The organism is Thermococcus fumicolans (assembly GCF_055386755.1).
Window position 1 is genome coordinate 151,908 of sequence record NZ_AP042424.1, and the last position, 24,793, is coordinate 176,700.

At 55.8% G+C, this 24,793-nt stretch carries 24 protein-coding genes and 1 tRNA gene; 14 read left to right on the plus strand and 11 right to left on the minus strand.

Features of this window, described 5'->3' with window-relative positions; genetic code table 11:
• The 3 genes from ACZ5AM_RS00800 to pyrH all read left to right on the plus strand — a co-directional run bounded on the left by ACZ5AM_RS00800 (nucleotide 1) and on the right by pyrH (nucleotide 2,196).
• Nucleotides 1–273: a (2Fe-2S)-binding protein gene (locus ACZ5AM_RS00800; protein ID WP_464915843.1), complete on the plus strand. Its 273-nt coding sequence runs from the start codon at nucleotides 1–3 to the stop codon at nucleotides 271–273.
• Nucleotides 266–1,432, plus strand: a complete 1,167-nt coding sequence (locus ACZ5AM_RS00805) for an NAD(P)/FAD-dependent oxidoreductase (RefSeq protein ID WP_464915098.1) — start codon at nucleotides 266–268, stop codon at nucleotides 1,430–1,432. Before ACZ5AM_RS00800 ends, ACZ5AM_RS00805 begins: the two co-directional genes overlap by 8 nt.
• An 86-nt stretch (nucleotides 1,433–1,518) precedes the next feature.
• Nucleotides 1,519–2,196 carry a UMP kinase gene (gene pyrH / locus ACZ5AM_RS00810; protein WP_464915844.1) on the plus strand — a complete coding sequence of 226 codons (678 nt, stop codon included), beginning with the start codon at nucleotides 1,519–1,521 and terminating at the stop codon, nucleotides 2,194–2,196.
• A gap of 7 nt (nucleotides 2,197–2,203) precedes the next feature.
• Here the strand turns inward: pyrH and ACZ5AM_RS00815 are convergent, their stop codons facing one another.
• On the minus strand, nucleotides 2,204–3,184 hold the full coding sequence (locus tag ACZ5AM_RS00815; protein WP_464915099.1) for a hypothetical protein: 981 nt from the start codon (nucleotides 3,182–3,184) through the stop codon (nucleotides 2,204–2,206).
• A 108-nt stretch (nucleotides 3,185–3,292) separates the two neighbouring features.
• On the opposite strand from ACZ5AM_RS00815, the gene ACZ5AM_RS00820 reads away from it, so the two are divergent.
• From ACZ5AM_RS00820 to ACZ5AM_RS00840, 5 genes are all read left to right on the plus strand, one after another.
• Nucleotides 3,293–4,612: an NAD(P)/FAD-dependent oxidoreductase gene (locus ACZ5AM_RS00820; protein ID WP_464915845.1), complete on the plus strand. Its 1,320-nt coding sequence runs from the start codon at nucleotides 3,293–3,295 to the stop codon at nucleotides 4,610–4,612.
• An 80-nt stretch (nucleotides 4,613–4,692) separates the two neighbouring features.
• Complete coding sequence (locus tag ACZ5AM_RS00825; RefSeq protein WP_464915100.1) at nucleotides 4,693–6,438, plus strand: endonuclease/exonuclease/phosphatase family protein; 1,746 nt, start codon at nucleotides 4,693–4,695, stop codon at nucleotides 6,436–6,438.
• 31 nt (nucleotides 6,439–6,469) lie between these two features.
• Entirely contained in the window at nucleotides 6,470–7,015 is a 546-nt protein-coding gene (locus ACZ5AM_RS00830; RefSeq protein WP_464915101.1) for an RNA 2'-phosphotransferase, read from the plus strand.
• Nucleotides 7,016–7,366: 351 nt separating this feature from the next.
• Complete coding sequence (locus tag ACZ5AM_RS00835) at nucleotides 7,367–9,349, plus strand: S8 family serine peptidase (protein WP_464915102.1); 1,983 nt, start codon at nucleotides 7,367–7,369, stop codon at nucleotides 9,347–9,349.
• A gap of 44 nt (nucleotides 9,350–9,393) precedes the next feature.
• A complete protein-coding gene (locus tag ACZ5AM_RS00840) occupies nucleotides 9,394–11,124 on the plus strand; it encodes a prenyltransferase/squalene oxidase repeat-containing protein (protein ID WP_464915103.1) in 1,731 nt (576 codons plus the stop codon).
• Between the two features lie 14 nt (nucleotides 11,125–11,138).
• Here ACZ5AM_RS00840 and bpsA read toward each other — a convergent pair whose 3' ends face one another.
• Nucleotides 11,139–12,194 (minus strand): N(4)-bis(aminopropyl)spermidine synthase, encoded by a 1,056-nt coding sequence (bpsA, locus tag ACZ5AM_RS00845; RefSeq protein ID WP_464915104.1) that lies wholly within the window; start codon nucleotides 12,192–12,194, stop codon nucleotides 11,139–11,141.
• Nucleotides 12,195–12,300: 106 nt separating this feature from the next.
• Here bpsA and ACZ5AM_RS00850 point away from each other — a divergent pair, with 106 nt between their 5' ends.
• The 3 genes from ACZ5AM_RS00850 to ACZ5AM_RS00860 all read left to right on the plus strand — a co-directional run bounded on the left by ACZ5AM_RS00850 (nucleotide 12,301) and on the right by ACZ5AM_RS00860 (nucleotide 13,961).
• Nucleotides 12,301–13,041 (plus strand): ATPase, encoded by a 741-nt coding sequence (locus ACZ5AM_RS00850; protein WP_464915105.1) that lies wholly within the window; start codon nucleotides 12,301–12,303, stop codon nucleotides 13,039–13,041.
• Between the two features lie 63 nt (nucleotides 13,042–13,104).
• A complete protein-coding gene (locus tag ACZ5AM_RS00855; protein ID WP_464915106.1) occupies nucleotides 13,105–13,638 on the plus strand; it encodes a metal-sulfur cluster assembly factor in 534 nt (177 codons plus the stop codon).
• 131 nt (nucleotides 13,639–13,769) lie between these two features.
• Nucleotides 13,770–13,961, plus strand: coding sequence for a ferredoxin (locus tag ACZ5AM_RS00860; protein ID WP_088857084.1), 192 nt, complete (start codon nucleotides 13,770–13,772; stop codon nucleotides 13,959–13,961).
• Between the two features lie 116 nt (nucleotides 13,962–14,077).
• Here the strand turns inward: ACZ5AM_RS00860 and ACZ5AM_RS00865 are convergent, their stop codons facing one another.
• Both ACZ5AM_RS00865 and ACZ5AM_RS00870 read right to left on the minus strand, forming a co-directional pair.
• Nucleotides 14,078–15,250: a nicotinate phosphoribosyltransferase gene (locus ACZ5AM_RS00865; RefSeq protein WP_464915846.1), complete on the minus strand. Its 1,173-nt coding sequence runs from the start codon at nucleotides 15,248–15,250 to the stop codon at nucleotides 14,078–14,080.
• A gap of 32 nt (nucleotides 15,251–15,282) precedes the next feature.
• Nucleotides 15,283–16,194 (minus strand): MBL fold metallo-hydrolase, encoded by a 912-nt coding sequence (locus ACZ5AM_RS00870; RefSeq protein ID WP_464915107.1) that lies wholly within the window; start codon nucleotides 16,192–16,194, stop codon nucleotides 15,283–15,285.
• Between the two features lie 62 nt (nucleotides 16,195–16,256).
• Between ACZ5AM_RS00870 and ACZ5AM_RS00875 the strand changes: the two genes are divergently transcribed.
• Complete coding sequence (locus ACZ5AM_RS00875) at nucleotides 16,257–17,216, plus strand: hypothetical protein (RefSeq protein WP_464915108.1); 960 nt, start codon at nucleotides 16,257–16,259, stop codon at nucleotides 17,214–17,216.
• Between the two features lie 54 nt (nucleotides 17,217–17,270).
• On the opposite strand, the gene ACZ5AM_RS00880 is transcribed toward ACZ5AM_RS00875, so the two are convergent.
• Nucleotides 17,271–18,503: an MFS transporter gene (locus ACZ5AM_RS00880; RefSeq protein WP_464915109.1), complete on the minus strand. Its 1,233-nt coding sequence runs from the start codon at nucleotides 18,501–18,503 to the stop codon at nucleotides 17,271–17,273.
• Nucleotides 18,504–18,757: 254 nt separating this feature from the next.
• Between ACZ5AM_RS00880 and ACZ5AM_RS00885 the strand changes: the two genes are divergently transcribed.
• Complete coding sequence (locus tag ACZ5AM_RS00885) at nucleotides 18,758–19,225, plus strand: hypothetical protein (protein ID WP_464915110.1); 468 nt, start codon at nucleotides 18,758–18,760, stop codon at nucleotides 19,223–19,225.
• On the opposite strand, the gene gltA is transcribed toward ACZ5AM_RS00885, so the two are convergent.
• Together gltA and ACZ5AM_RS00895 are read right to left on the minus strand one after the other, a co-directional pair.
• On the minus strand, nucleotides 19,226–20,641 hold the full coding sequence (gene gltA / locus ACZ5AM_RS00890) for an NADPH-dependent glutamate synthase (RefSeq protein WP_464915111.1): 1,416 nt from the start codon (nucleotides 20,639–20,641) through the stop codon (nucleotides 19,226–19,228).
• Nucleotides 20,642–21,490 (minus strand): sulfide/dihydroorotate dehydrogenase-like FAD/NAD-binding protein, encoded by an 849-nt coding sequence (locus tag ACZ5AM_RS00895; protein WP_464915112.1) that lies wholly within the window; start codon nucleotides 21,488–21,490, stop codon nucleotides 20,642–20,644.
• A 180-nt stretch (nucleotides 21,491–21,670) separates the two neighbouring features.
• Between ACZ5AM_RS00895 and ACZ5AM_RS00900 the strand changes: the two genes are divergently transcribed.
• A complete protein-coding gene (locus ACZ5AM_RS00900; RefSeq protein WP_464915847.1) occupies nucleotides 21,671–22,456 on the plus strand; it encodes a 4-phosphopantoate--beta-alanine ligase in 786 nt (261 codons plus the stop codon).
• Here the strand turns inward: ACZ5AM_RS00900 and ACZ5AM_RS00905 are convergent.
• The 4 genes from ACZ5AM_RS00905 to ACZ5AM_RS00920 form a co-directional block, all read right to left on the minus strand.
• A complete protein-coding gene (locus tag ACZ5AM_RS00905; RefSeq protein WP_464915113.1) occupies nucleotides 22,453–23,184 on the minus strand; it encodes a helix-turn-helix domain-containing protein in 732 nt (243 codons plus the stop codon). The two genes, ACZ5AM_RS00900 and ACZ5AM_RS00905, sit on opposite strands and share 4 nt — an antisense overlap.
• 276 nt (nucleotides 23,185–23,460) lie before the next feature.
• Nucleotides 23,461–23,548, minus strand: a tRNA-Leu gene (locus ACZ5AM_RS00910).
• 38 nt (nucleotides 23,549–23,586) lie between these two features.
• Entirely contained in the window at nucleotides 23,587–24,273 is a 687-nt protein-coding gene (gene rpiA / locus ACZ5AM_RS00915) for a ribose-5-phosphate isomerase RpiA (RefSeq protein ID WP_464915114.1), read from the minus strand.
• A 9-nt stretch (nucleotides 24,274–24,282) separates the two neighbouring features.
• Nucleotides 24,283–24,630 carry a hypothetical protein gene (locus tag ACZ5AM_RS00920; protein WP_464915115.1) on the minus strand — a complete coding sequence of 116 codons (348 nt, stop codon included), beginning with the start codon at nucleotides 24,628–24,630 and terminating at the stop codon, nucleotides 24,283–24,285.
• Nucleotides 24,631–24,793 lie beyond the last annotated feature (163 nt).

The following is a 24,793-nucleotide window of genomic DNA, read 5'->3' on the forward strand; positions in this document are numbered from 1 at the left end:
ATGTCCGGAAAGGTAATCATCTGCCGCTGCAACGACGTCACCGTCGAGGAGATCGAGGCGCTCATCGATTCTGGCGTCACGGACATCGAGGAGATCAAGAGGCTCCTCCGCATAGGAATGGGCCCCTGCCAGGGGAGGACGTGCATACCGCTCGTGATGGCGATCCTCGCGAGGAGGACGGGCAAGACACCAGACGAGATACCTCTTCCACGGGCCAGGGTTCCGATAAGGCCCGTCCGCGTAGAGGTCATAGTGGGTGGTGCCGATGAGTAAAATAGCTATCATCGGCGGCGGAATAATCGGCGTTGCCACCGCCTACGAGCTGGCAAAGCTGGGAGAGGAGGTCATCCTCTTCGAGAAGAGCTACTTCGGCTCCGGCTCCACCTTCCGCTGCGCCACCGGAATCCGCGCCCAGTTCACGGACGAGGCCAACATAAGGCTCATGAAGCACTCGGTCGAGCGCTGGGAAAAGCTTGAGGAGGAGCTCGGCTTCGACATAAACTTCAAACAGACCGGCTATCTGTTCCTTGCGACGAGCGAGGAGGAAGTCGAGGGGTTCAGGAACAACATAAAGCTCCAGAACAAGTTCGGCGTCCCGACGAGGCTGATCGATATGGATGAAGCGAAGGAGATAGTCCCGATCCTCAACACCGAGCCCTTCTTAGCTGGAGCGTGGAACCCCAAGGACGGCAAGGCGAACCCCTTCAAGACTCTCTTCGCCTACCTCTTCCGGGCAAGGGAACTCGGCGTCGACGCGAGGGAGCACACTGAAGTTGTCGGCTTCGAACGTGAGGGGGATGTGATAACCGCAGTGAAGTATCGTAGCAACGGGAAGGTCGAGAGCGTTAAGGTCGACGCCGTCCTCAACGCGGCCAACGCCTGGGCGCCGCTCATCAACGAGATGGCCGGTTTGAAGCGCGACCTCGTGCCTATAACCGCCTACAAGCACCAGCTCGTCAAGACGGAACCGCTCGAACCCGGCCAGGCGGAGCCGCTGGTCTGCCCGCCGGGCTGGAATGACGCCTACATAATCCAGGACGGCGAGGACGGCGGAATAATCTGCGGTGCCGGGATAGAGCACAGAGCCAGGAGCCTCGACGACTACGAGCCGACTTACGACTTCCTCAGGGGCGTCCTCCGCTACGCAACGATGATAGCGCCTCCGCTCCGTTATGCTCACATCGTCCGCCAGTGGGCCGGCTTCTACGCGAAGACCCCGGACAGCAATCCCGCCATCGGGAAGCTCCTCGACAACTTCTACATCGCGGCGGGCTTCAGCGGTCACGGCTTCATGATGGCGCCGGCCGTTGCCCAGGCGATGGCGGAGCTTATGGCCAAAGGCCGCTCAAAGGTTTCGCTCGACTGGGAGTGGTACGACCCCTATCGCTTCGAGCGCTGCGAGCTCCGCACGAGCGCATTCCAGATAGGGTGAGGCCTTCCTTTTACCCCCAATTTTTGCCACCCCTGCGGCAAGAAAAAGGTTATAAAGGGGCTTCGATTAGCACCGTGAGGGTCATCATGAGAATAGTCTTTGATATAGGCGGTTCAGTTCTCGTTCCGGACGATCCAGACATCGATTTTATCAAGGCGATAGCGTACGAGCTCGTCAAGATAAGCGAGGATCACGAGGTGGCCGTCGTCGTCGGCGGCGGAAGGGTGTCGAGGAAGTACATCAGGGCCGCGAAGGAGTTCACGCCCAACGAGACCTTCAAGGACTACATCGGCATACACATCACGCGCGCCAACGCGATGCTCCTCATCGCTGCCCTCGGCGAGAAGGCATACCCGTTCATAATCCAGGACTTCCGTAAGGCCTGGGAGGTCATCCAGCTCAAGAAGATACCGATAATGGGCGGAACGCATCCGGGTCACACGACTGACGCCGTTGCAGCGCTCCTCGCGGAGTACCTCCAGGCCGACCTTCTCGTGGTTGTCACGAACGTGGACGGCGTCTACGACAGCGACCCTAGGAAGAACCCGGACGCGAGGAAGCTCGAGAGGATAACTCCGGAGCAGCTCGTGGAGATAGCGATGGAGGCAGAGAGCAAAGCGGGCGGAAGCGGCGTCGTCGATGCCCTGGCTGCGAAGTTCATCCAGCGGGGCAGGATAAGGACCTACATCGTCGGCAAGGAGGATGCCTACCACCTCTTCGATGTGGTGAGGGGCAAGCACCACGGAACTGTTGTGGAGCCTTAAGAGTTTTTTATTCTTTCCTCTGTCGTGACATGGTCTCTAGTAAGTCTCCTAATACGTCAATAGCCAAAGTTATAGAACTCGGATCTAAATCTTCTTCTGGGATATTCAAACCTGAAGGGTATCTACTTGAACTCTCATACTTGGTCAAACATAGGTGCAACGGGATTACAAATATAGGCTTTATTAGATCCATTACAATTTGAAGCATTTGATCAAGATTCAGGTTAGAAAGACTCTCTGGGAATGTAATCCCGGTTATTTCCTCTAATTCTTTTGTAGATAGAGCTATCTCTCCTTTTAAGTCTTCTAACCCATTTTCGAGTTTCGTTGATAAGGCTAGGTATTTTTCGGAGGTCATTCTTATACATGGATATTTGGGGCTCTTTAAGGATTTATCTGAGCTAGATTGGATGATTGTAGGTGGTCTTTCTCTATTAGTGGTTGAGTTCTCGTCCACACTACTCTCTCTAAATATCGACGCAATTAATTTAAGTGATTCTGTTATGAACTCTTTTTCTTCAATTGTTGCATTAGAATTTCGACTCATTAGATGTTCAATATTCTCGGCAACTCTCTCAAATAGCAGGGCAAGATATTCCCCCATTTTTCCATTATTAAATTCCCGAAAAACTTCATTCATATAATTAAAAAATCCTGAAAAATTATGCCCGAATGCTCGCGGTTTGGTATAATTCTTGGCTCTCTTTATTAACGAAATACATCTACCATAGCCTCTTTTCCGGTCATTCCGCTCATCAATAAGACTGGAAAAACTCACCATGGCCCCAACAAAAGTGGACATAAAGTAAGCCTTTAGTGCCTTTTCAGAGGCCTGTTGAAGAGAGTAAATTATTCTCTTCTTTATTTTATCCGACATTGAAGATGAGGTACTTTCGAGGCTATATAAAACCATCTTAGCCAATTCAAGGTCAGCTCTAGCTTCCTTTAATAACTCATCCGAAATATCAATCAAATCTCTTTGTTCCATCGCATATCACATTTGATTGTTAGGTTGAAATTTTTATGCATTACGCATTCTACAGAGGCGATCTCAATCCTTTTATACCTCCTCCCCCTTCTCCCTCCGGTGGTGTCCATGAAAATCGTGGTCGTCGGTTCTGGAACAGCGGGAAGCAACTTCGCACTCTTCATGCGCAAGCTCGATAGGAAGGCCGAAATAACCGTCATAGGGAAGGAACCCACGATGCAGTACTCCCCATGCGCCCTGCCCCACGTGATAAGCGGCACGATCGAGAAGCCTGAAGATGTCATCGTCTTCCCGAACGAGTTCTACGAGAAGCAGAGGATAAACCTCATGCTCGGCACCGAGGTCCAATCAATCGACCGCGAGAGGAAGGTAGTGGTCACCGATAAGGGAGAAGTCCCCTACGACAAGCTCGTCCTAGCGGTCGGCTCCAAGGCCTTCGTTCCGCCGATAAAGGGCGTTGAGAACGAAGGCGTCTTCACCCTCAAGAGCCTCGACGACGTGAGGAAAATAAAGGCTTACATCGCCGAGAGGAAGCCGGAGAAGGCCGTCGTCATCGGCGCCGGCTTAATAGGCCTCGAAGGGGCCGAGGCATTCGCGAAGCTCAGCATTGAGGTTCTCGTCGTCGAGCTGATGGATCGCCTAATGCCGACGATGCTGGACAAGGATACTGCAAAGCTCGTCCAGGCAGAGATGGAAAAGCACAGCGTTTCCTTCCGCTTCAATGAGGGAGTCAGCGAAATAGTTGGAAGCCCCGTTAAGGCCGTCAAGATAGGCGACGAGGAAGTTCCCGCCGATTTGGTTCTCGTCGCCACCGGCGTCAGGGCCAATGTTGACCTCGCCAAGAAGGCCGGCCTCGAGGTCAACAGGGGAATAGTTGTAAACGAGCACCTCCAGACGAGCGATCCAGATATTTACGCGATAGGCGACTGCGCAGAGGTGGTTGATGCAGTCACCGGGCAGAGAACGCTCAGCCAGCTCGGGACGAGTGCGGTCAGGATGGCCAAAGTCGCGGCCGAGCACATAGCGGGCAAGGACGTATCGTTTAGGCCCGTCTTCAACACGGCAATAACTGAACTCTTCGGCCTCGAGATAGGCACCTTCGGAATCACTGAGGAGAGGGCGAAGAAGGAGGGCATCGAAATAGCCGTCGGCAAGTTCAAGGGCTCGACCAAGCCCGAGTATTATCCGGGCGGAAAGCCAATAACAGTAAAGCTAATCTTCAGGAAGTCCGACAGGAAGCTCATCGGGGCACAGATAGTCGGCGGCGAGCGGGTCTGGGGCAGGATAATGACGCTCTCCGCTCTGGCGCAGAAGGGAGCAACGGTGGAGGACGTCGTCTACCTCGAGACCGCCTACGCTCCACCGATAAGCCCGACGATTGACCCGATAAGCGTTGCGGCCGAGATGGCCCTCAGGAGGTTCCGCTGAGTTTCTTTTCTCTCCTTATGCTGTTGAAACACCAACAAAGTTTAAGTGTTCTCCCGACAACTTGAGTTTCAGGTGATGACATGAAGGTCGAAGAGAGGGATAGGATCCTGCTCGGACTTGGAACCGGTGTCCTTCTGGCCTCATCGCTGAGGGTCTTCGTTGCCGGTGCCTACTCAAGCCTCGAAAAGACGTTCTTCTACGGAATGAACTTCCCGTCTGGAATCGGGATACTGCTCTTCATCATAGCGGCCTTTCTCGTCGGGCGGATGAGCAGGAAGGCCGGTGCACTGGTAATGGCCGCCTACGCGGTGGCTGTGCTCATCACGGATGCAACCGAATACACACACCTCATCGCTGCCTTCGCCCTTCCCGTAGCTCTTGCACTCGTTAAGGAGCTCGACGTCAAGTACCTCGCGATGGGCCTCGTTGCAGACCTGGGCCTCCGCGTCCTGGCCGTTGGCGGCGAACCCATTGACTTCCCGTACACTAGGGTTATCCTCGCACTGCTGCTCCTCCTCGGGGCCTACGCCCTCCGGAGGGAACCCGGGACGCTGAAGAAGCCCGGCTTCGGCCTCTACGCCTTCGCGGCGTTGCTTGAGCTGGGCCTCATATACCCGAACGCCATCATGCGCTACTCTGGCTTTAACGTCTACTACCTCCCCCAGTTCATCGGCTTCTCCTTCGTGGTGGCTCTTGCGATTCTGCTTGGCCCGTACCTCTCGAAGAAACCGGAACTGGCTGCAGTCCTCCTGATCCTCGGTTTGGCCTCGCTCTTCGTGAAGCCGGCCGGACTGGTCGGTCTCCCCTTGGCCCTCGCCTCTGCCATAGCCCTCGTTGAGGGCGCAAAGGGCAGCAGGGGCGGCGTCATCGGGGCGGTCTACCTCTTCTTGACCGCCACGCTCGGCATAGGCGCCTACGTGGGCAGGGACATCGGTCTGGCCTTCATGGAGGACAGGCTCGAGGCGCTGATCCTCGCGGCGGCGGTGATATACGCCCTGAGCGCCTACGGGAAGAACCCCAAGACCAAGCTTCCAAGTCCCAAGGAGATTGCCGGTTCCCTGGTGGGTCTCGCGGTGGCGGCCGTTATAGTGCTGGCGCTCTTCAACGCGGGCCCGACCTATGAGCCGGCGAAGAAGGAAGTCCTGATCTGGACGTACAACGTCCACCAAGGCTTCGGGCCCTACGACGGAACCTTCAACGGCTACGAGCTTGTCAACCTCCTCAAAGAGCAGAAACCCGACATCTGGGCGGCTCAGGAGGTCGTCGGGGGGATGATAGGGAACGGCTACCAGGACGTGCCGCTCCTGATCTCAGCTCACCTCGGCTATGCCTACGAGTACAAGCCTGCCGCTGAGGGCACCTACGGCATAGCGGTCTTCTCCCACTGGCACATGAGGACTGAAGGCGAGCTGAACCTCGAGAGCGTCGGCCAGGCGAGGCCGGCCCAGAAGGTCTCGATAGAGGAGCTCGGAATTACCCTCGTCAACGTCCACATGGGGCTGAGCGAGGAAGAGCGCGCGATGCAGGCGGAGGAGCTGATAAAGTTCGCCGAGGCTTCCCCAACGGCCCAGATCATAGCAGGCGACACCAACGCAGAGCCTGAGGAGAAGGCCATAGAGATACTCACGCGCGACTACCGCGATGCCTTCGAGGAGAGGCCACCCTACACGTTCCTCTGGGAGCGCAACGGGGTTAGAGACGAGGAGAACATAGACTACATCCTGCTCAGAAAGGGCTGGCCTGCGGAAGTGAAGGACTACGGCTGCCTCTGTGATGTGGAAGTTTCCGACCACAGGCCCGTGTGGGCGCTGGTGGAGCTCCCGTGAGCTTTTTAGCCTTTCTCCCCAATTTTCCACCATGGGGCGACCAACGAGGACAAGGGTCAGCAAGCTGATGGCCTACATCCTGAGGCACTCGCCGGAGGAGTTCGGGCTAAAACCGGACATGGAGGGCTTCGTTCCCCTCGGTGAGCTCGTGAATGCTCTCAGAACAGTCTATCCAGGCGTTGGAGAGGACTTCGTGCGCGAGATCGTTGCGAACGACCCAAAGGGCCGCTACGAGATCAGGGGCGATAAAATCCGCGCCCGCTACGGCCACAGCTTTCCGGTGAGCTTGAACCACGAGGAGGACACGGAGAGTCGCTTTCTGTACCACGGGACGCCGAGGAGGAACCTGCCCTCTATTCTCCGGGAAGGCCTGAAACCTATGAAAAGGCAGTTCGTCCACCTGAGTACGAGCAAAGACGAGGCCCTAGAAACGGGCAGGAGGCACGGGAGGGACGTGGTTCTTCTCGTGATAAACGCCGACTGCCTTAGGAGGAAAGGGCTGAGGATTTACAGGGCCGGGAAGAACGTGAGGATAGTCGAGAGGGTCCCGCAGGACTGCATTACTATGGAGATCTGAGTCACGATGGCCCATTTTAATGCGTCCGAACCGGAATCATCCCAACGTTTGGTTCTAAATTCGAACTAATTCTCCGGCCGATATTTAAAGTCACCGAACCAGATTTTTGATGTGATGCATCACGCGAAAAATTTTCATTAAAGTACGGATGAAGCATCTAAAAAGCGCGTTCTATTCCTAAAGATGCACGGCAGGATATCCCTGTGAAACCGATATGTTGAGTATGTTGCAGTTGGTGGTGTTAATTCCAAGATAGCACGAAAATTTTATAACTGTGACAGTGCTCACTTTTGGCTTGAGATGACGGGAGTACTATCCCGGATGAACATAATTGAACGTAGGTGAAGTGGAATGAAGAAGACAGTGGTAGTACTTGCCCTCCTGTTGGTTGGGCTGATGGTGGGAACGGCCGCGGCTGCGCCGAATCCCGGCAGGGCTTACAGTGCAGTTGGCCCCAAGGACTACGGCCTCCTAAGCCCTAGCCTCTTCAAGAAGATACAGAGCATAAACTCGGACCAGGAGGTCAGTGTTATCTTAATGTTCCACGACCAGGGTTCAAAGAACAGGGCCCTGAGGCAACTCAAATCCATGGGAATCAAGGTGAAGTACAACTACAGGGTGATCCCGGCACTGGCAGTGAGGATGCCTGCCGAGGAACTCCTGAGGATATCCGGGTTTGGAGATTCATTGATTTCTGGTATTCAGTTTGTCCAGGAGGACTACAAGGTTAAGGTGGCCGTTGACACCGAGGGCCTCGACGAGTCGGCCGCTCAAGTCATGGCCACCAACATGTGGAACCTCGGATACGACGGTTCGGGAATCACCATCGGTATAATAGACACCGGAATCGACGCCTCTCATCCAGACCTCCAGGGCAAGGTCATCGGGTGGAAGGACTTCGTCAACGGTAAAACCACTCCCTACGACGACAACGGCCATGGAACCCACGTCGCCAGCATAGCTGCCGGAACCGGTGCCGCCAGCAACGGCAAGTACAAGGGTATGGCCCCTGGAGCCAAGCTTGTCGGCATAAAGGTTCTCAGCGGAGAGGGAAGCGGCAGCATCTCGGACATCATAGCCGGCGTTGACTGGGCGGTTCAGAACAAGGACAAGTACAACATCAGGATCATCAACCTCTCCCTCGGCTCGAGCCAGAGCTCCGATGGAACGGACTCCCTCAGCCAGGCCGTTAACAACGCCTGGGACGCTGGCATAGTCGTCTGCGTTGCAGCAGGAAACAGCGGGCCCGACAAGTACACCGTCGGTTCTCCGGCCGCCGCCAGCAAGGTTATCACCGTCGGTGCCGTTGACAAGAACGATGTTATAACAGACTTCTCCAGCAGGGGACCGACGGCCGACGGCAGGCTCAAGCCGGAAGTTGTTGCCCCAGGCAACTGGATTATCGCGGCTAGGGCCAGCGGAACCCAGCTCACCGACGTCACCATCGGCGACTACTACGTTGCCGCCCCGGGAACAAGCATGGCAACGCCGCACGTCGCTGGAATTTCGGCACTAATCCTCCAGGCTCACCCGAGCTGGACCCCTGACCAGGTTAAGAAAGCCCTAATTGAGACCGCTGACATAGTCAAGCCCGATGAGATAGCCGACATCGCCTACGGTGCCGGTAGGGTAAACGCCTACAAGGCTGCCCACTATGACAGCTACGCCAAGCTTACCTTCACAGGCTACGTCTCCGACAAGGGCCAGGAGAGCCACCAGTTCACGATAAGCGGCGCCTCCTTCGTTACGGCTACGCTCTACTGGGACAACAGCAAGAGCGACCTTGACCTCTACCTCTACGACCCGAACGGCAACCAGGTTGACTATTCCTACACAGCCTACTACGGCTTCGAAAAGGTCGGCTACTACAACCCCACGGCCGGAATCTGGACTATAAAGGTCGTCAGCTACAGCGGCAGTGCCAACTACCAGGTCGACGTCGTCAGTGATGGAAGCCTCGGTCAGCCGAGTAGTGGCGGGGACAACGGAGGGGATAACGGCGGTAGCGGAGGAAGCCAGCCGATCGTTGACGAGAAGACCTTCACCGGCTACGTCCACGACTACTACGACACCTCTGACACATTCACCATGACCGTCAACAGCGGCGCCACCAAGATAACAGGAGACCTAACTTTTGACACGAGCTACCACGACCTTGACCTCTACCTCTACGACCCGAACCAGAACCTCGTCGACCGCTCCGAGAGCTCAAACAGCTACGAGCACGTCGAGTACACCAACCCCGCCCCCGGAACCTGGTACTTCCTCGTCTACGCCTACAGCACATACGGCTGGGCGGACTACCAGCTCGACGCCAAGGTCTACTACGGCTGAAGCTTTTTTAACCTTCTTTTCTTTTCTCCGCCGAGGTGATTTGAATGAAATCAAGGCTTCTGGTGCTGGCAATAATCCTCCTCGTATCCTCGTCGGTTCCGGTTGGTGCTGTAGGCTTTGAGGAAAAGCCCTACGTTTACATCCCCACCGTGCCCGAGACGGCTTTTTCTGTTCTTGCCCTCTACCGGGTGGGGGATTATTCTCACGTCCTGGAGGGCTGTGAGTGGCTTCTCCAGCTCAAGACTCCCTTCGATTCCTGGGGGAGGACCTACGGGGCCGAACACGAGGCCAAGTTCACCGGTTTGGCCCTCATGGCGCTCATAAGGGGAGAGAGCATAGCGCGGGGAAGGTACTTCGACACGATCAACGGGGCGGCCTACTGGCTGATATTCAAGCAGAACCCCGACGGCTCCTGGGAGGATTATACCGGGACTGCAATAGCGATCGTGGCTCTCCAGGAGTTCCTGAACAGCAAATACATCGACCCTAAACTCCCCAAGTTTAAGGACCAGGTGAAAAAGGCCGTTGAAAGGGGTAAAGCCTGGCTCTCCACCCACCCGCCGAGGAACGATGAGGAAAGAATCTTTGGCTACATGGCGCTCCACGAGAAGGGGGAGCTTAAAAAGCTCCAGGACAGTCCGTTCAAGTACTTCGCCCTAGCGTATCTCGGGGAAAGGCCAAGCATCCCGAAAAATGAAACACCAAAAAACGCCCTTGAAGCGGCGCTCCTCCTCTACGCGACTGGGGACGAAAAGTACCATCAGGCTCTCCTGGGCATGGAGCACTTTGGCTTCTGGGGAACCCTGCGCTACAACCCGGTGGAGCTCATGGACGCCTCAAGGATCAGCGGTTTCGAGGATCTTCGAGAGGTAGCGTGCCCATACCTGGCTAGGATAAAGCCCCAGATAAAATTTGAGTGGGAGAAGGTCGTCTACGCGAGGTACTTCCTATCCTGCGGGATGAAGGCTGACCTCCCCAACGAGTCATCCTACTCCTCCTTGAAGCCCTGGCAGGTGGCCGAAATAGCCAAGATCAAGGCCCTGCTCGGGGAACCTTACGGGGACGAGGTCAATTACCTCTTGACACACAGAAACGGAAGCTCCTGGGGGGACTTCTACAACACGGAATACGTCATCTGGGTTCTCTACGAGCTAAACGTGAGCACCGACTACAGCGGACCGCTCAACTACCTCGAGTCAACCCTCAGCAACGACTCCCCGACCTACTACTACGCCTACGCACTGGTTGTCTTCAAGGAGTTCAACAGAAGCGATGCCCTCAACAGGGCCCTCTCAATCCTGAGAGAGAGACAAGGGCCCAACGGCGGATGGGGCTACACAGTCGGCTCCCCAGAGGGCATAAAGTCAACGGCTACTGTTCTCTGGGCACTCGAAAAGGCCGGGCTCGGAGACAGCGACCTCTACACCAAGGGAAGGGAGTTCCTCAAAGGGGCACTCTACGTTAAGTTGCCAGTTCCAGAAATGGAAAACGGTACGTTCAGGGTGGAGAACTCAACGATCCTCCTAGTGAGGGACGGAAAGTATGCCGGAAACACTACCGGAACTATTAAAACAGACGGCTTGGACGGAACGGTCTACATATACAACGAAAAGAACCCACTGGCAATTGGTGCCGTTTCAATAAACGGCTTCAACGCAGAAAAGCCGTGGAGGGGAAACGAGAAACAGTACCTGGCCCTCGTCCTCCTGACCGTTGGGATTCTGGGGGCGTTCTACGCGGTTGTCAAGATAGAAAACCGGAAAAGGAAGGGGTGAAACCCTTTCTTTTTTCATGTGGTCGACGCTTCCTCGTCGTTGTAGAGTTCGTCGCCGACCGTTATTCTCTCCTCGAAGCCCTTCGAGCCTTCGAGTGTCTGGATCCTGAACATGTAGCTCTTGTACCAGTTGTAGGACGGCTTGACCTTCACCGGGAGGAGCTTCCAGGCGCGCGTCTCCTCCTCGTAGCCCCAGTTGACGTACTCGTTGAAGTTCCTGATTATGTCGGTGATCACCACGTTGAACTCATTGAGGAGCAAGCGCTGAATCTCGCGCCACTTGTCGAGGGAACTCTCGCGCCTCGTTATGCCGAAGTAGCCAGCGCAGCCGGGACCCTTGAGGGTCGCGATTCCCCTTCCAACGAAGGCCCTTATCGCTTCAACGGTCTCAGGTGGATCCGTGATGAAGGTGTCGAACTTGTGGAGCGCGTAATCGGGCAGGGGTTCGCGGAGGTCGAAGGTGAACATCTCGATGTTCTCGTAGCCGAGCTCGTTCGCGGTCTTCTCGATGAACTTGACAAGGCGCTCATCGATGTCGAGGACGGCTATCCTCTTGGGAAGGCCGGAGAGCATCAGCGCTATGCTCGTGAGGTCGTCGTCGCCGAGGACGAAGACCTCCTTGTTCTCGAGGTCGCCCCGGGTGTGCATCAAAGCGATCCTTGCGACGGTCGTCTCGGGCGTAACGTAGGCCTGGTCGAAGTCGTGCTTCGGCTGCGGGCGATCCTTGACTATCTCCTTGAACTGCTCGAGGAGGTCGCTGAAAGCCGAAAGCTCAACGGTCTTGCCCTCGCAGTGGGAGCAGGTGTAGTCCTTCCTCGCACCGATCCCATACTTCTCAACGAGCTTCTTCCCGCTCTCGGTCAGGACGACGTTCGGGCCATCGAAAGCAACGTACCCCATCTCGTGGAGGGCAGTTATAACGGCCACGACCAGCGGGAGCGGCTCCTCGCTGAGATCCACGATCCTCCACACGTCACCGCTCGCCTGTATCGCGCTCAGAACGTTCTCGATGGTTCTCTCGTAGAGGGGAATGCTCGTCTTCTCCTTAACCTTCTCAACTATCTCCATCATCGCAAGCACCTCCAGAAGGATTTGCTTCGTGGACGGGGTTAGGGTGGGCTTCTTTTAAGGTTTTCCCAGCGGCAAGTTTAATAAGCCGGCCCGCGATTGGCCCTCGATGATAAGGCAGATAGGAGAGGACTTCGTCAAGCGGTATCGGTTGCAGTACAACCTCGAGGCCCTCGAGAGGGTTAGGGGAGAAATCGGGGAGGGGGCCTATTCTCGCCTTAAGGATCTCATCGAGTACCGCCTGACGGGAGAGGAATTCGACCGCTCCCCGCTAGGCGTGAAAATAGCCCTCGCCTTCTCGGCCGGCTCCGACAGCACAGCCGCCCTCAAAATCCTCCGCTGGGCTGGCTTTGACGTGGTTCCCGTTACCGCAAAGTTCCCCCAGATGAACGAGCGCGTGATCGAGAAGGCCAGGCGCGAAGGGGCCGTTTTCGTGGAGATCCCTAACTACCTCGACGTGATAACCGCCCAGATGGAGAAGGGTGCGCCGATATGCGGGAAGTGCCACTCCATGGTCATGAAGGCCGTTGAGGACTACGCGAGGGAGAGGGGAATAAAAATCCTCGCCTCTGGTGACCTTCTGAGCTCCGGCCTAATTTCAATCTACCGCTCCGGAGACCTAGTGATCCTCAACCTTCCCGCCTTCCTCGCCCTCGACAAGGCCGAGATAATCGAGCTCATCGGGGGGAAGTACGATCTCAGGTTCGGCTGCCCGCTCCTGAGGGAAGCCTTCAGGAGGGCCCCGTCGGTGAGGCGCTTTGCAATACAGCGGGTCTTGAGGGAGCTCAGGGCCAGGGCAATAACGCCCGAGATAGCGGAAAAACTGATACTTGACATCCTCTCACCGTAACTACCCACTTCTGACCCAAAAGGTTTAAATTTGTCTTCCCTAACTCCGGCCAGGTGGTGAATAATGGTCACGAAGGAAGACGTTGAAAAGGTCGTTAAGGGCATCGTTGACGAGAAGTTCGTCAAATCCATCGAGGTGGACGAGAAGGGTAACGTCACCGTAACCCTCACGAAAGATACCCCCGACATCGATAACGTCCTCATCAAGCTCCACTCCGAGATTGGGAAGCTCGAGGGCGTCGGTTTGATAACGATAAACCGCGAGAGGGAAGTCAAGGAAGGCGGAGAGAACGTCGAGCTCAAGAAGGAGCTTATCCTGGAGAGGCTCAAGGAGGTCATCGACCCGGAGATAGGCATAGACGTGGTCAACCTCGGCCTCATCTACGAGCTGGAGATAAGGCCGGACAACACGGTCTACGTCAAGATGACAATGACTACTCCGGGCTGTCCAATGACGATGTGGATTCTCAGGGCTGTAGAGGACAAGATACTCGAGATTCCGGGCGTCAAGGACGCGGAAATCGAGCTCACCTTCGACCCTCCGTGGAGCCCGGACATGATAAGCCCGGAGTACAAGAAGAGACTTGGCCTCTACTGACCAACCCCGACGATATCTGTTCACTGAGGTTCCTTCTCTCGCTCTTTTCTACAGGTTTTTCCAGTTCTACCGTTTTTCTCCCGACGAAAACTTTATATTCGTCCAAGTTCACCTAAAAGCGGTGATGTTCCATGGCGTGGAAGGTTACGGTTGACCAGGACACCTGCATTGGTGACGCCATCTGTGCAAGCCTCTGCCCGGACGTCTTCGAGATGGGCGACGACGGAAAGGCCCACCCGATAGTCGACACCACCGACCTCGAGTGCGCCCAGGAGGCCGCTGAGGCCTGCCCGGTCGGCGCTATAACCCTTGAAGAGGCCTGAAGCCTCTTCTTTTTCCTTCTCATTGATAACCCGTTTCTGAAGTTCCCTACTGTCTCAATGGATCATGTTGGCCCCGCTTTTTGACGCTTTGGGGAGAAAGGGGAATTTAAAAGAAATCAATCGAGCGCCAGGTTGAACTTCTTCGCCTGCTCCAGCACGTACTCCCTTATCTCCCTCGCTTTAGGAAGCTCCGCGACTATCTCGCCGTTCTCTATGAGCGGCTTCAGGAGCGGCTCGACCTTTGCCCCGCAGACCGGGCAGCGTTCGAGCTTCTTGTCGGCCGGAACACGGTGGTAGTGGCCGTTCTCGCAGCGGTATATCTGTTTCCTCCCGCTGAGCTTGCCGCGCTTGGTGACCGGTTTTCCCTCAACCTCAACTATATCAAGGGAGAAATCCACGGGTTTGGCACTTGCTATTGAGCCGCCGACACCGAAGGCATCGGCAACGTCCGCAAGCTCCCTGAGGCTCTCCTCGTTGAGCCCTCCACTGAGGAATATCTTGACGTGCTCGTAGCCGCGAAGGTCGAGCTCCCAGCGAACCTCTTCCACTATGCGCCTGAAGTTGCCCCTCCTGGAACTCGGGGTGTCTAAGCGGACGGCGTTGAGCCTCTCGCCGAGGGCCTCTGCAGCCATCAGCGCCTCGAACTTCTCGTCGCAGAAGGTGTCCACCAAAGCGGTTCTCGGAACCTCCGGGGGCATTACCTCATCGTAGTACTTCCAGGCCTTCACCTGGTCGCCCACCGTTATAATGAGGGCGTGGGGCATGGTTCCAACGGGCTTCTCTCCCATCATCTCCGCTCCCAGGACTCCAGAGACGCCGTCGCAGCCGCCTATGAAGGCTGAGCGGTCTATCATTGGGGCTATGGCAGGGTGCATGTGCCTTATTCCGAAGGAGTAGACCGGCTTGAACTTGGCCGCTATCTTGGTTCTCAAAGCTGCCGTCGCTATGCCGCTCGCCTGGCTGAGCATTCCGAGCAGAGCCGTCTCGTAGATCCCGAACTCCTCATAAAACCCCTCTATCTGGAGAACCGGCTCGTAGGGATGGAAGATTGTGCCTTCGGGCATCGCGTAGACGTTCACCGGAAGGCCTTCGAGGAGCTTTGCAACTTCCTCAATTCCGGCCAAAACTCCCCACTTCCAGCCGTGGGGCAAAGAGGTCGTCGTCACGTCAGCGAAGACTTTCCTGTGGATGCCCTTTTCTTCCAGAATCTTCTTTGTCCTGATGAAGTAGACATCTGTCGTTTTTCCCGCCCTTATATCGTCCTCATGGGCGATGTAGAAGTCGCGCATTTTCATCACCGGTAATAGTTGGCGCTCAGAGTTTAAGGGTTTCGCGGGGAATAGCGGAAAGGCACCTCCGCAGGTTCTCCCATTTCGATCCTGTGGAGCTCCCTCCTGTAGGCCTCTAGGGGCTTATCCTCGACCCTCAGGTAGCCGGCGAAGGTTCTGGGCCTCTTCTCCAGCCCGTCGAAGAACTCCGGATAGCGTTTGTCCCTGACTATGTGGTGGTCGAGGATTACTTCCGCGTTCGTCTCGCGGATTATCTCGTTCAGATTCTTTATCCCGGTCTCCCAGCTCCCCTCGGCGCGCTTTCCGAGGTAGGTCGGCGGCCCGCCGGTTATTAGCATGTCGGGGTTCTTCTCGACTATCCACCCTATCGCTTTCCTGTTCAGGAGCTGTATGTCGCTGGCGTGGATTAAGCGAGAGCCGTCGTCGATGAGAACCATAACAACAAAACCGAGCTTCGAGCCCTCGTTCCCGTGCGGAACCGCCGGCGAGAACTCAAGCGTGACTCCTCCGAGGTCGAAGGTTCTCCCGTCGGCGAACTCTATCTTTTCCGCTATCGGCTCGGCGTTCTTGAGGAAGGCCCAGGAGCGCTTCTTCTGGCTGAAGTTTATGTTTTCCTTTGGATGCTTGATGAAGAGGAGCTTACCTTTGTAGATCTCCCTCGCGTATTCCTCGCTCGAGCTCTCGTAGAGCCCCTCGAAGAAAGGGGTATGGTGGTCGTAGTGGTAGTGGGAGATGGTCACAACGTCGGCCCTTTTAGCATATCCCTGGAGCTTTCTCCTCATCCGCTGGAGCGTATCGAGCTCCACCTTCGCTGGTGGAAGGCCGTAGCGCTTCGGGCCGAGGGCGACGCCAGGGTCGATGAGGATTTTTAAGCCAGAGGTCTCAACGAAGGTCGCCAAACTCCTCACGCCAAGGCTCTCGCTTGCGAGGGGGATGACGCGCATTCTATCACCCTAGGGATATCCGGGACAATGCTTAAAACCCCTGGGGTGGTATCTTACTTTCGATGGGGGTCTACAGGACGGCAATCGTCCCGATTGTAATACTGTTTCTGATCACGGGTGTGGTAGGACATAACACGGGCAGGCTTAGGGAACTCCCCGTCGTCGGGGAGCCGTGGGACGACCTGACGACAAAGCTCATCAACGGCTTCTACGAGGCCACGGGGATATACCTTGGAACGTTGGGCAGTTTCAATCAGAAATTCGTCGATCACATACCCCTGCAGGCTTACGACATGGAGCTCAACAAGCCAAAGGACTCGTACCGTTATCCCTACTGGACCTACACCAGCTTCCCTCGGGAAAAACTGCCCAGTATACTGAACTCAACCACCGTCCAGAGGTTCATAGACTCGGTAATAGAAGAGGCCGAGGGAAGGGTAAGGGGGCTCAACGTGTCACAGGATCAGTACCTGCTCTACCTTAGGGGCACGGCGTACGAAGTTATGGCTGAGAGGGCGAATTACTGCGCTGGAGGCCCGACCAAGGATCCACGCTACGTTGTCACCCACTGCGGGGACTGTGACGACTGGCACGTAGTTGCCTACGCCTTGATCTCTAAAATAAATCGCCAGTACGGGGTTAAGGCCAGGTACTTCCTCACATCCACCGTTGGCCATGCTTTCCTGACCGTATACTACCCTGAAGATGGAAAATGGGAGCTCTACGACTGGTTTCCTCCCATAGGGGTGCCGGCCTTTGATGTTAGCAGGGTTCAGATAAAATGCGAGAGTATTAGGAACAGGATGCTACCCGACGGGAAAAACGTTGCTTTAAATGGGTACTGCCCCCTCGTATTTGGGATTTCGAAGGATGAGTGTGTTTTCAAGATAAGGCGCTTTGAGAGCTTTGGGAGGATGCACGACTTCTACAGCATCTACGGGGAGGGGACCATAAAGCACCTCTACGAGCTCCCGTCCCTCAGGTACGTGGAGGGAAAGGAAATACGGAGGATCTGGAATTGAGTGCTGTTAGGGTCTCATCAGAGAAACTTCGTGAAGGGAGAGAAATCTTTGGTGTCACGATTTTTCCCTCCATGAAGAGCTCGGTAGAACCTCCATGTGCCTGAGCTTTAGAACGTCCCTGAGCGGACCTAAAACTTCCCCAGCCTTTAAGAGCACTCCTGCACCGAGGAGTATTACTGCAAAAATGAGCCTTGCCCTAGCAAGCCCTACCCAGTCCACGACGAAACCGTAGATGAAGTAGAACCCACTCATGGCCAACGCTGAGACCATCGAGTAGATTGACATCATCGTAGCCCTCTTCTCGCTGGGAATTCTGTGCTGGAGTTCTACACCGAGGTTGAAGCCAAAGGCCGTGTGAACAATCGTAACGATGATTCCAAGGGCGATTATCCAGAGGGGGTTTTGATAGATGACGGAGAGGGCAGTTAGGACTGGGACGATGACGGGGGCGAAGGAGTAGGCTTTGACGCTCCATGAGTCCCTTAAGCGTATTCCGATGAGTTTTGGAATGACTTTTACGATGGCTTCAATGATGCCGAGGATTCCGAGGGTGCCCATGAGGGTGGTTTTGAGGCTTTTGGCGAGTATGTCGCCCAGATACGGCTCGAAGAATTGCCTAAACTGGTTCGTGGCCATGACGACGGTTATGGAGAGGATTATTAGCCAGAGGAGTTCGGGCCGGCGGATTTCTTTGAAGCTCTGGAGGGTGTGGCTTAGGTAGGAGCGTTCGGGCTTCTGGAACTCATACTCCGGAATGGTGAGGGCTACTATGAGCGTCCCTATTTCGAGGATGAGGGTTAGGGCTAAGGGGAGGGTGAAGCCGTAGAGTTGGGCGAGGATTCCTCCAACGGCTACGGTTAGGGCGGTTAAAGGCAGGGTTATTGTTTTTACGTCCCTCATTACGGCCCTGTATTCTTTCTCCCTGCCGAGGTGTTTGAGGTTGTCAAAGAGCCATGCTTGGAGGCTTCCGCTCATGAATGCGACTGCGAGGGGTGTTATTATGGAGTAGGCGATGAGCATTGGGAAGTTTTTGAGGAATATGAGGATTAGGGTTCCGATTGGGTAGAGGGTGAGGCTGATTAGGACGCTGGTTTTTCGGCTGATTTTGTCGGCTACTACTCCTGTTGGAACTTCGAAGAGGAAGGTTCCGATGGTTGATATGGCTATTGCCGTGCCTATTTGAGCGTATGTGAGGCCTTTTGAGAGGTAGTAGATGATGAGGATGTTTCCAACAAAGCCTGTGTTGAGCAGGGCGAAGAACAGCTTGTACCGCTTAATCAAGTCCACGTGATTTCACCCCTGTTTACCACCGCTGGTTCAAGTTAAATTTTTTGCGATAGAGTTCAGGGCAGGGCTAAGCTTATTAAGCCTCCAGTCGGGATAGGGTTTGGAGGATACCGTCTAATGGGCTATCGGTGGCCTCTCAAAATCTTCCTTTGGGTGAAAGAAGGCCGTATGGAGGGGTTCCGACCAGAACCACCTGTGATGAGTGTCATCCCTCCTGAGCGGATGAGGAGATTATCCCCACCTGAGGTGGTCCAATGTTCGGTTTCCTGAGAAGGAGTCGAGAAAAGCGCGGGCCCTTCGTGTACCTCAGCGAGCCCACCTTCCTCTACAAGACCGCAACCGAGAAAACGATCCTGGAGATAATAGAGGAAAAGCTCGGCTCAACGAACGTGCTGGTTCCCTCGAACTACGGGCTGAGGGACACCAGCGGAAGGATAAAGGAGGCCGAAGCCTTCGTTGCTGTTGCGGTTCTCGGAAAGTTCACGTCCCTCGTGGCGAGGGAGGTCAGGCTTGCCCGGGAGCAGGGGGTGAAGGTCTTCACACTCCTGATAGCCAGGGACGGGGACGAACTCGTCTACCTGTGGACGGAGGGTGTTCCCGAGGACGTTGAATGGCTTGACGAAGACGAGACGATGGAGTTCACGAAGATGTTTGTAAACGCGGAGTTCATGGACATACTCAAGCACGGGTTCCTCGTGGGATCAAGAAAAAGAGAATGGTGATCAGGCGTTTGAGGTCTTCCCCTGGATGTACTCGTGGATGGCCTTTGCTGCCCTCTTTCCATCGCCCATAGCGAGGATGACGGTCGCCTCCCCCCTTATCGCGTCTCCACCGGCAAAAACGCCGGGAACGCTCGTCATGAGGTTCTCGTCGACGACCAGGGTACCGTTGGGGTTCGTTTTCAAACCGGTAGCCTCGCTTATTATCCTGTTGGGTTCGAGGCCTATCGCTATGATCACAGTGTCGGCCTCGAGGGTAACGTACTCGCCGGTGCCGACTATCTTCCTCTTCCCGCTCTTGTCGCGCTCCTCGAGCGGCTTCATCCTCTCGAACTTAACCGCCCTCACCTTCCCGTCCTCGTCGCCTATGAACTCGACCGGCTGGAGGAAGAACTCGAACTTTACTCCCTCCTCTTCCGCATGCTGGATCTCCTCGATGCGGGCCGTCATGTCCTCCCTTCCGCGGCGGTAGGCTATCGTCACTTCCGCACCCAATCTAAGCGCGGAGCGGGCCGCGTCCATCGCGGTGTTTCCGGCGCCAATGACGACGACCTTCTTGCCAACGGCTATCGGGGTGTCGTATTCCGGGAACTCGTAGGCCTTCATCAGGTTTATCCTCGTGAGGAACTCGTTGGCACTGTAAATCCTGCCGAGCAGGATCCCCGGGATGTTGAGGAGCTTCGGCGTTCCGGCCCCAGTTCCGATGAATACGGCGTCGTAGTCGTTGAGGAGTTCCTCAAGTGTGACGGTCCTGCCTACGACGTGGTCCAGCTTCAGCTCCACCCCGAACTTCTCAAGCCTGTCGAGCTCACACTTCAGTATCTCCTTGGGAAGCCTGAACTCCGGGATGCCGTATATCAAAACCCCGCCCGGCTTGTGGAGGGCCTCGAAGATCGTGACTTTGTAGCCCATCTTGGCCAGCTCCCCTGCACAGGTCAGTCCGGCCGGGCCGGCACCAATAACGGCGACCTTTCCACCGCGTGGCTTCACCTCGGCCATCATCTCGTTGCAGAGCTCCTCGTCTATGCCGTGTTCTCTCGCGTAGTCGGCCACAAACCTCTCGAGCTTGCCGATGTTGACCGCCTGCCCGACCTTTCCGACAACACATGCGCCCTCACACTGGTCCTCCTGCGGGCAGACGCGGCCGGTGATGGCCGGCAGGGTGTTGTCGTTCCAGATTATCCTCAGGGCTTCCTTGATGTCCCCCTCCTTTATCTTGGCTATGAATGCCGGGATGTTGATGTGAACCGGGCAGCCCTTGATGCAAGGGGCGTACTCGACCGGGCACTGCAGACAGCGTTCCGCTTCTTGCTTGGCGAGCTCGAAGGTGTAGCCAAGGTTGACCTCGACGAAGCTCTTAACGCGCTCCTCAACGGGCCTCTCAGGAGTGGGGACCCTCTCCTTGATAAGCTTGGGCATTCAGATCACCCCGTTAGCCTTCAGCTCCGCCAAATAGCGCTCCTTTGCGAGCCTCTCCTGTTCGAGGAAGCGGTTCGCCCTCCTCAGAACGTCCTCCCAGTCGACTTTGTGGGCGTCGAACATCGGCCCGTCCCTGCACGCGAACCTAACCTCGCCACCGTAGAGTATCCTGCAGGAGCCGCACATTCCCGTTCCATCGACCATTATCTGCCTCACGGTCGTTATCGTTGGGATTCCGTACGGTCTGGTGAGCTCGGTGAGCTTTGCGAGCGTCCCGAGTTTTCCGCCCGCGAAGATTACATCGACCTTGTCCTTCTCGATGAGCTCCTTAACGACGTCGAGGTAGTTCCCCTTTATTCCAACGCTCCCGTCGTCGGTTGTTATGTAGTGCTCATCGGCAACGGACTTCGCAAGAAACTCCTCGGGATAGACGTTGTCTTTGTTCTCAAAGCTCTGTATCGAGATCGTGTAGTTTCCTGCTTCTTTCATGGCCTTCAGCGTCGCGTAGTTCTCGGCCTGCCCGCAGACGGCGTCGGAAGCGAAGACGACGTTCCCGTAGTGTTTTACCTCTATGGGCTTTCCAAGAGGCCCCACCATGCTGTAAAGCTCGTCTCCGACGTTGAACTCGTAGTAGAGCTGCAGACTGGTCTTTCCGAGCTTCCTGATGAACATCCCGACCTTTCCATCCTCTGCTCTGTAGACGGACATGGGGACCCTCTCGCCCCTCTCGTGGAGGATAAAAACCACGAACTGGCCGGGCTTCCAGGCCCGTGCCACGTGGGGCGCCTCGACCTCGACGAAATAATCAATCGGGCTCAAATCGGCCTTCGCGGTAATCCTGTATCCCACCCCGAACACCCCCTCTCTGGGTACGAACATGTTCACTGAAAGTTAAGAACCGAAGGTTTATACGCTTTTTTTGAACCAAAGGTTTAGAACCCTTTTCCAGCCGAGAAAAGCCCGGAAAGCAGAGTTTATTTGGAGGCAATGCTTTTTAGTATCGGGGATGAGGGGTTTTGGGTGGTCAACGTGGTGAAGATACCGAAGAGTCACCCCCGATACTGGAGCCTCTACTACAGGGAGAAGATCATCGAGGGCATGGAAAAGGGCATGACCGCAAAGGCCGGCCTCATAGCCCACGGCCGCGGCGAGGCCTTCGACTACATAATCGGGGAGAAGACGATAGAGCCGGCGGAGAGGGCGATGAGGGCGGCGGTTGCAAAGCTCCTCCTGGCAAAGCATCCCGTCATCTCGGTGAACGGGAACGTTGCCGCCCTGGTTCCGAAGGAGACGATAGAGCTGGCTAAGGCCATCAACGCCAAGCTCGAGATAAACCTCTTCTACCGCACCGAGGAGCGCGTTAGGGCCATCGCCGAGGAGCTGAGGAAGTACGACCCTGAGATAGAGCTCCTCGGGATAAACCCGACGAAGAGAATTCCTGGTTTAGAGCACGAGCGCGGCAAGGTGGACGAGGAGGGAATATGGAAGGCCGACGTCGTTGTCGTCCCGCTTGAGGACGGGGACAGGACGGAGGCTTTAGTAGCTATGGGCAAGTTCGTGATAACGATCGACCTCAACCCGCTCTCCCGCTCGGCGAGGATGGCCGACGTAACGATAGTCGACAACATCGTCAGGGCTTACCCGAGGATGACGGAGCTCGCGAGGGAGATGAAGGACTACAGCCGGGAGGAGCTGCTGAAGATACTCGAAGAATACGACAACGGGAAAACGCTGAGCGACGTTCTGATCTATATGAGGGACAGGCTCACCAGACTGGCGGAAGGGGGGGTCTGGAGGAAGAAAAGGCTGGACTAAGACGCTCTCTCAGTTTTTTCCACGAGCCGTCTGAGGCCGTTTATGAGCTCGGTTTCGTTGTCCGCGTGCGATATGACAAGGGGTATGTTCTCCTTCTCCGCCAGCTTTACCGCCAGCTCGTCGAGCTTCTTGACGCCGTGGAGCACCACAACAGCGGGCTTGAGCCCCTGAACCCGGACGGCTATCATCGGGCTCCTGCCGGTGCTGACCTTGGTGAATACCAGCGCCCTCTCGGTCGTCCAGCCGTAGAGCCTGAGGAACTCCTCGCTGCTCATTTCGAGTATGGCCTGGATGCTGTCGACGACTGTGTAGCCGTAGATCTTCCTGCCGAGGGCTTCGCCCTTTGCCACGACTTCACCTTTGACAGCCTCGACCAGTTCGGAGACGGTGACCGGAATGGCGAACTCCCTGATATCGAGTATCGCAGACGTCGGGAGTTCGACGCCTATGGTCCTGCTGAAGGCCTTTATCACGTTGCCGCCGCGAGCCTCATCGATCTCCAGAAGGGCCTCTACGAACTTCCTTATCGTGGCCGCCCCGGGGCTCTTCCTTCTTCCTCTCTCGTAGTCGCTTATGACTGAGGATGAAACGCCGAGGTGCTCGGCCAGCTCGGTCTGGCTGATGCCGAAGATCTCCCTCCACTTCCTCATGGTCTTCCCGGGGTCTGAGGATAGGGTTATCTCCCCCGCTATCCTCCTTGCCAGGGCCTCTTTCTCTTTCTCCAGCATAGTTGAAAAATCTCGCCCCGGAGTTATAAACCTATCGGCAATTGCCTAATAGGCCACGAGCGCAACTAATGAAACAGCGAACGTAACATTGAGTTTGCTTTCCTCAAGGCGTCCGAAAGACACCATAGAAAGCAAACGCTCAGAACCAGCAATTGAGGACTGACCCCATCCACCCTAAAGGGCGATGCTTTCAAAAGAAAAAAGGTACGAACTTTGATGGAACTTTGCAAAGGCAAAGTTTCTTTCCGCGGGATGAAACCCCCTTGTCTTTCGTTATGGTGCGGGGGCGGGGATTTGAACCCCGGAACCCCTGCGGGACGGGACCCTGAATCCCGCGCCTTTGGCCAGGCTCGGCTACCCCCGCACGAGATCAAAGGGGGGAATGAAGCGGCGTTTATAAACTTAACGTTCGAGCCGTCTGACACCCTCAGGCGTTCCCACGAGGACTATATCAGCTATGTCGGCGAATATGCCGTTCTCCACAACTCCAGGTATAGTGTTGAGCTCTATCTCCATGTCCAGCGGGTCGTCTATTCTCTCAAAGCGGGCGTCGAGTATGAAGTTGCCGTTGTCAGTTACGACCGGCCCGTCCTTTTTAGCCGCCATCCTGAGCTCGGCCGTTGCGTTGAAGACCTCCAGCTCCTCAGCTATTGCCCTCCAGGCCGCGGGTATGACCTCTATGGGAACGGGCATCTTCTGCCCCAGCCTCTCAACGAGCTTGCTCTCGTCCACGAGGACTACGAAGGTTCCGGCCCTGTATTCAACGATCTTCTCCATGGTGAGCGCGGCCCCGCGGCCTTTGATGAGGTTGAGGTGAGGATCAACCTCGTCGGCCCCGTCAACTGCAATATCTATGGCATCGACCTCGTCCAGGGACACCACGGGGATCCCTGACTCAACTGCGAGAAGCCTCGACTGGTGAGAGGTTGGAATGCCGTATACTTCGAGCTCCTCCTCCACCACCTTCTTCCCGAGGAGTTTGATGAAGTACGAAGTCGTGGAGCCCGTGCCGAGTCCCACAACCATGTCGTCCTCCACGAACGAGAGCGCCTCAACGGCGACGGCCCTCTTGAGTTCCTCAACGTTCATTCTCCCACCTCATGTGCCGTTCATCATCTGGTAGAGCAGGCTCTGGTTGCTGTAGGGAACCGGCTTGAAGTCTATCCCGACCGTGTAGACCAGCATTGTGAAGTACAGCCAGAACAGGAACCAGCCCCAGAAGGCCTTCCTCAGCACCGCGCCCCTGAACTGGCCCCCCTCAAGACCCCGAAGATCCTCTGGAAGGCTGTCCTTGATCACGATTTTAACGAAGACGTCCGTCACGAGGAACATTAAAGCCCCGATTACCCACGCCGCCCTGCTCTGAACCGAGAGGGCCCCGCTAACGACGCCGCATATGGCCCCCCATAGGTAAACCGAGAGTGCGAACTTGTGCTCCGGTCTCACTTCTCCCACCTGCCTTGCCTTTCTCTTTACGTTTTCCTTAAAACCTTGCCGGAATTTAAGGGTTTCGAGTGGACCGCGCAGGGCAGATTTTCAAAGAACAACTGTGAACATGAAAAACCACAAAAGATAAAAGCTTTAACGTTCTAAAGGGGCTGTGGACAAA

What these genes read in the sequence shown, in the direction of transcription:
- ACZ5AM_RS00835 (WP_464915102.1), top strand. Translation starts at nt 7,367, where the DNA reads ATGAAGAAGACAGTGGTAGTACTTGCCCTCCTGTTGGTTGGGCTGATG.
- bpsA (WP_464915104.1), bottom strand. Translation starts at nt 12,194, where the DNA reads ATGATGGAGATAGTTGAGAAGGTTAAGGAGAAGACGAGCATTCCCCTC.
- ACZ5AM_RS00830 (WP_464915101.1), top strand. Translation starts at nt 6,470, where the DNA reads ATGGGGCGACCAACGAGGACAAGGGTCAGCAAGCTGATGGCCTACATC.
- ACZ5AM_RS00875 (WP_464915108.1), top strand. Translation starts at nt 16,257, where the DNA reads ATGGGGGTCTACAGGACGGCAATCGTCCCGATTGTAATACTGTTTCTG.
- rpiA (WP_464915114.1), bottom strand. Translation starts at nt 24,273, where the DNA reads ATGAACGTTGAGGAACTCAAGAGGGCCGTCGCCGTTGAGGCGCTCTCG.
- pyrH (WP_464915844.1), top strand. Translation starts at nt 1,519, where the DNA reads ATGAGAATAGTCTTTGATATAGGCGGTTCAGTTCTCGTTCCGGACGAT.
- gltA (WP_464915111.1), bottom strand. Translation starts at nt 20,641, where the DNA reads ATGCCCAAGCTTATCAAGGAGAGGGTCCCCACTCCTGAGAGGCCCGTT.
- ACZ5AM_RS00805 (WP_464915098.1), top strand. Translation starts at nt 266, where the DNA reads ATGAGTAAAATAGCTATCATCGGCGGCGGAATAATCGGCGTTGCCACC.
- ACZ5AM_RS00840 (WP_464915103.1), top strand. Translation starts at nt 9,394, where the DNA reads ATGAAATCAAGGCTTCTGGTGCTGGCAATAATCCTCCTCGTATCCTCG.
- ACZ5AM_RS00870 (WP_464915107.1), bottom strand. Translation starts at nt 16,194, where the DNA reads ATGCGCGTCATCCCCCTCGCAAGCGAGAGCCTTGGCGTGAGGAGTTTG.
- ACZ5AM_RS00850 (WP_464915105.1), top strand. Translation starts at nt 12,301, where the DNA reads ATGATAAGGCAGATAGGAGAGGACTTCGTCAAGCGGTATCGGTTGCAG.
- ACZ5AM_RS00800 (WP_464915843.1), top strand. Translation starts at nt 1, where the DNA reads ATGTCCGGAAAGGTAATCATCTGCCGCTGCAACGACGTCACCGTCGAG.
- ACZ5AM_RS00820 (WP_464915845.1), top strand. Translation starts at nt 3,293, where the DNA reads ATGAAAATCGTGGTCGTCGGTTCTGGAACAGCGGGAAGCAACTTCGCA.
- ACZ5AM_RS00825 (WP_464915100.1), top strand. Translation starts at nt 4,693, where the DNA reads ATGAAGGTCGAAGAGAGGGATAGGATCCTGCTCGGACTTGGAACCGGT.
- ACZ5AM_RS00885 (WP_464915110.1), top strand. Translation starts at nt 18,758, where the DNA reads ATGTTCGGTTTCCTGAGAAGGAGTCGAGAAAAGCGCGGGCCCTTCGTG.
- ACZ5AM_RS00855 (WP_464915106.1), top strand. Translation starts at nt 13,105, where the DNA reads ATGGTCACGAAGGAAGACGTTGAAAAGGTCGTTAAGGGCATCGTTGAC.
- ACZ5AM_RS00815 (WP_464915099.1), bottom strand. Translation starts at nt 3,184, where the DNA reads ATGGAACAAAGAGATTTGATTGATATTTCGGATGAGTTATTAAAGGAA.
- ACZ5AM_RS00865 (WP_464915846.1), bottom strand. Translation starts at nt 15,250, where the DNA reads ATGCGCGACTTCTACATCGCCCATGAGGACGATATAAGGGCGGGAAAA.
- ACZ5AM_RS00860 (WP_088857084.1), top strand. Translation starts at nt 13,770, where the DNA reads ATGGCGTGGAAGGTTACGGTTGACCAGGACACCTGCATTGGTGACGCC.
- ACZ5AM_RS00905 (WP_464915113.1), bottom strand. Translation starts at nt 23,184, where the DNA reads ATGCTGGAGAAAGAGAAAGAGGCCCTGGCAAGGAGGATAGCGGGGGAG.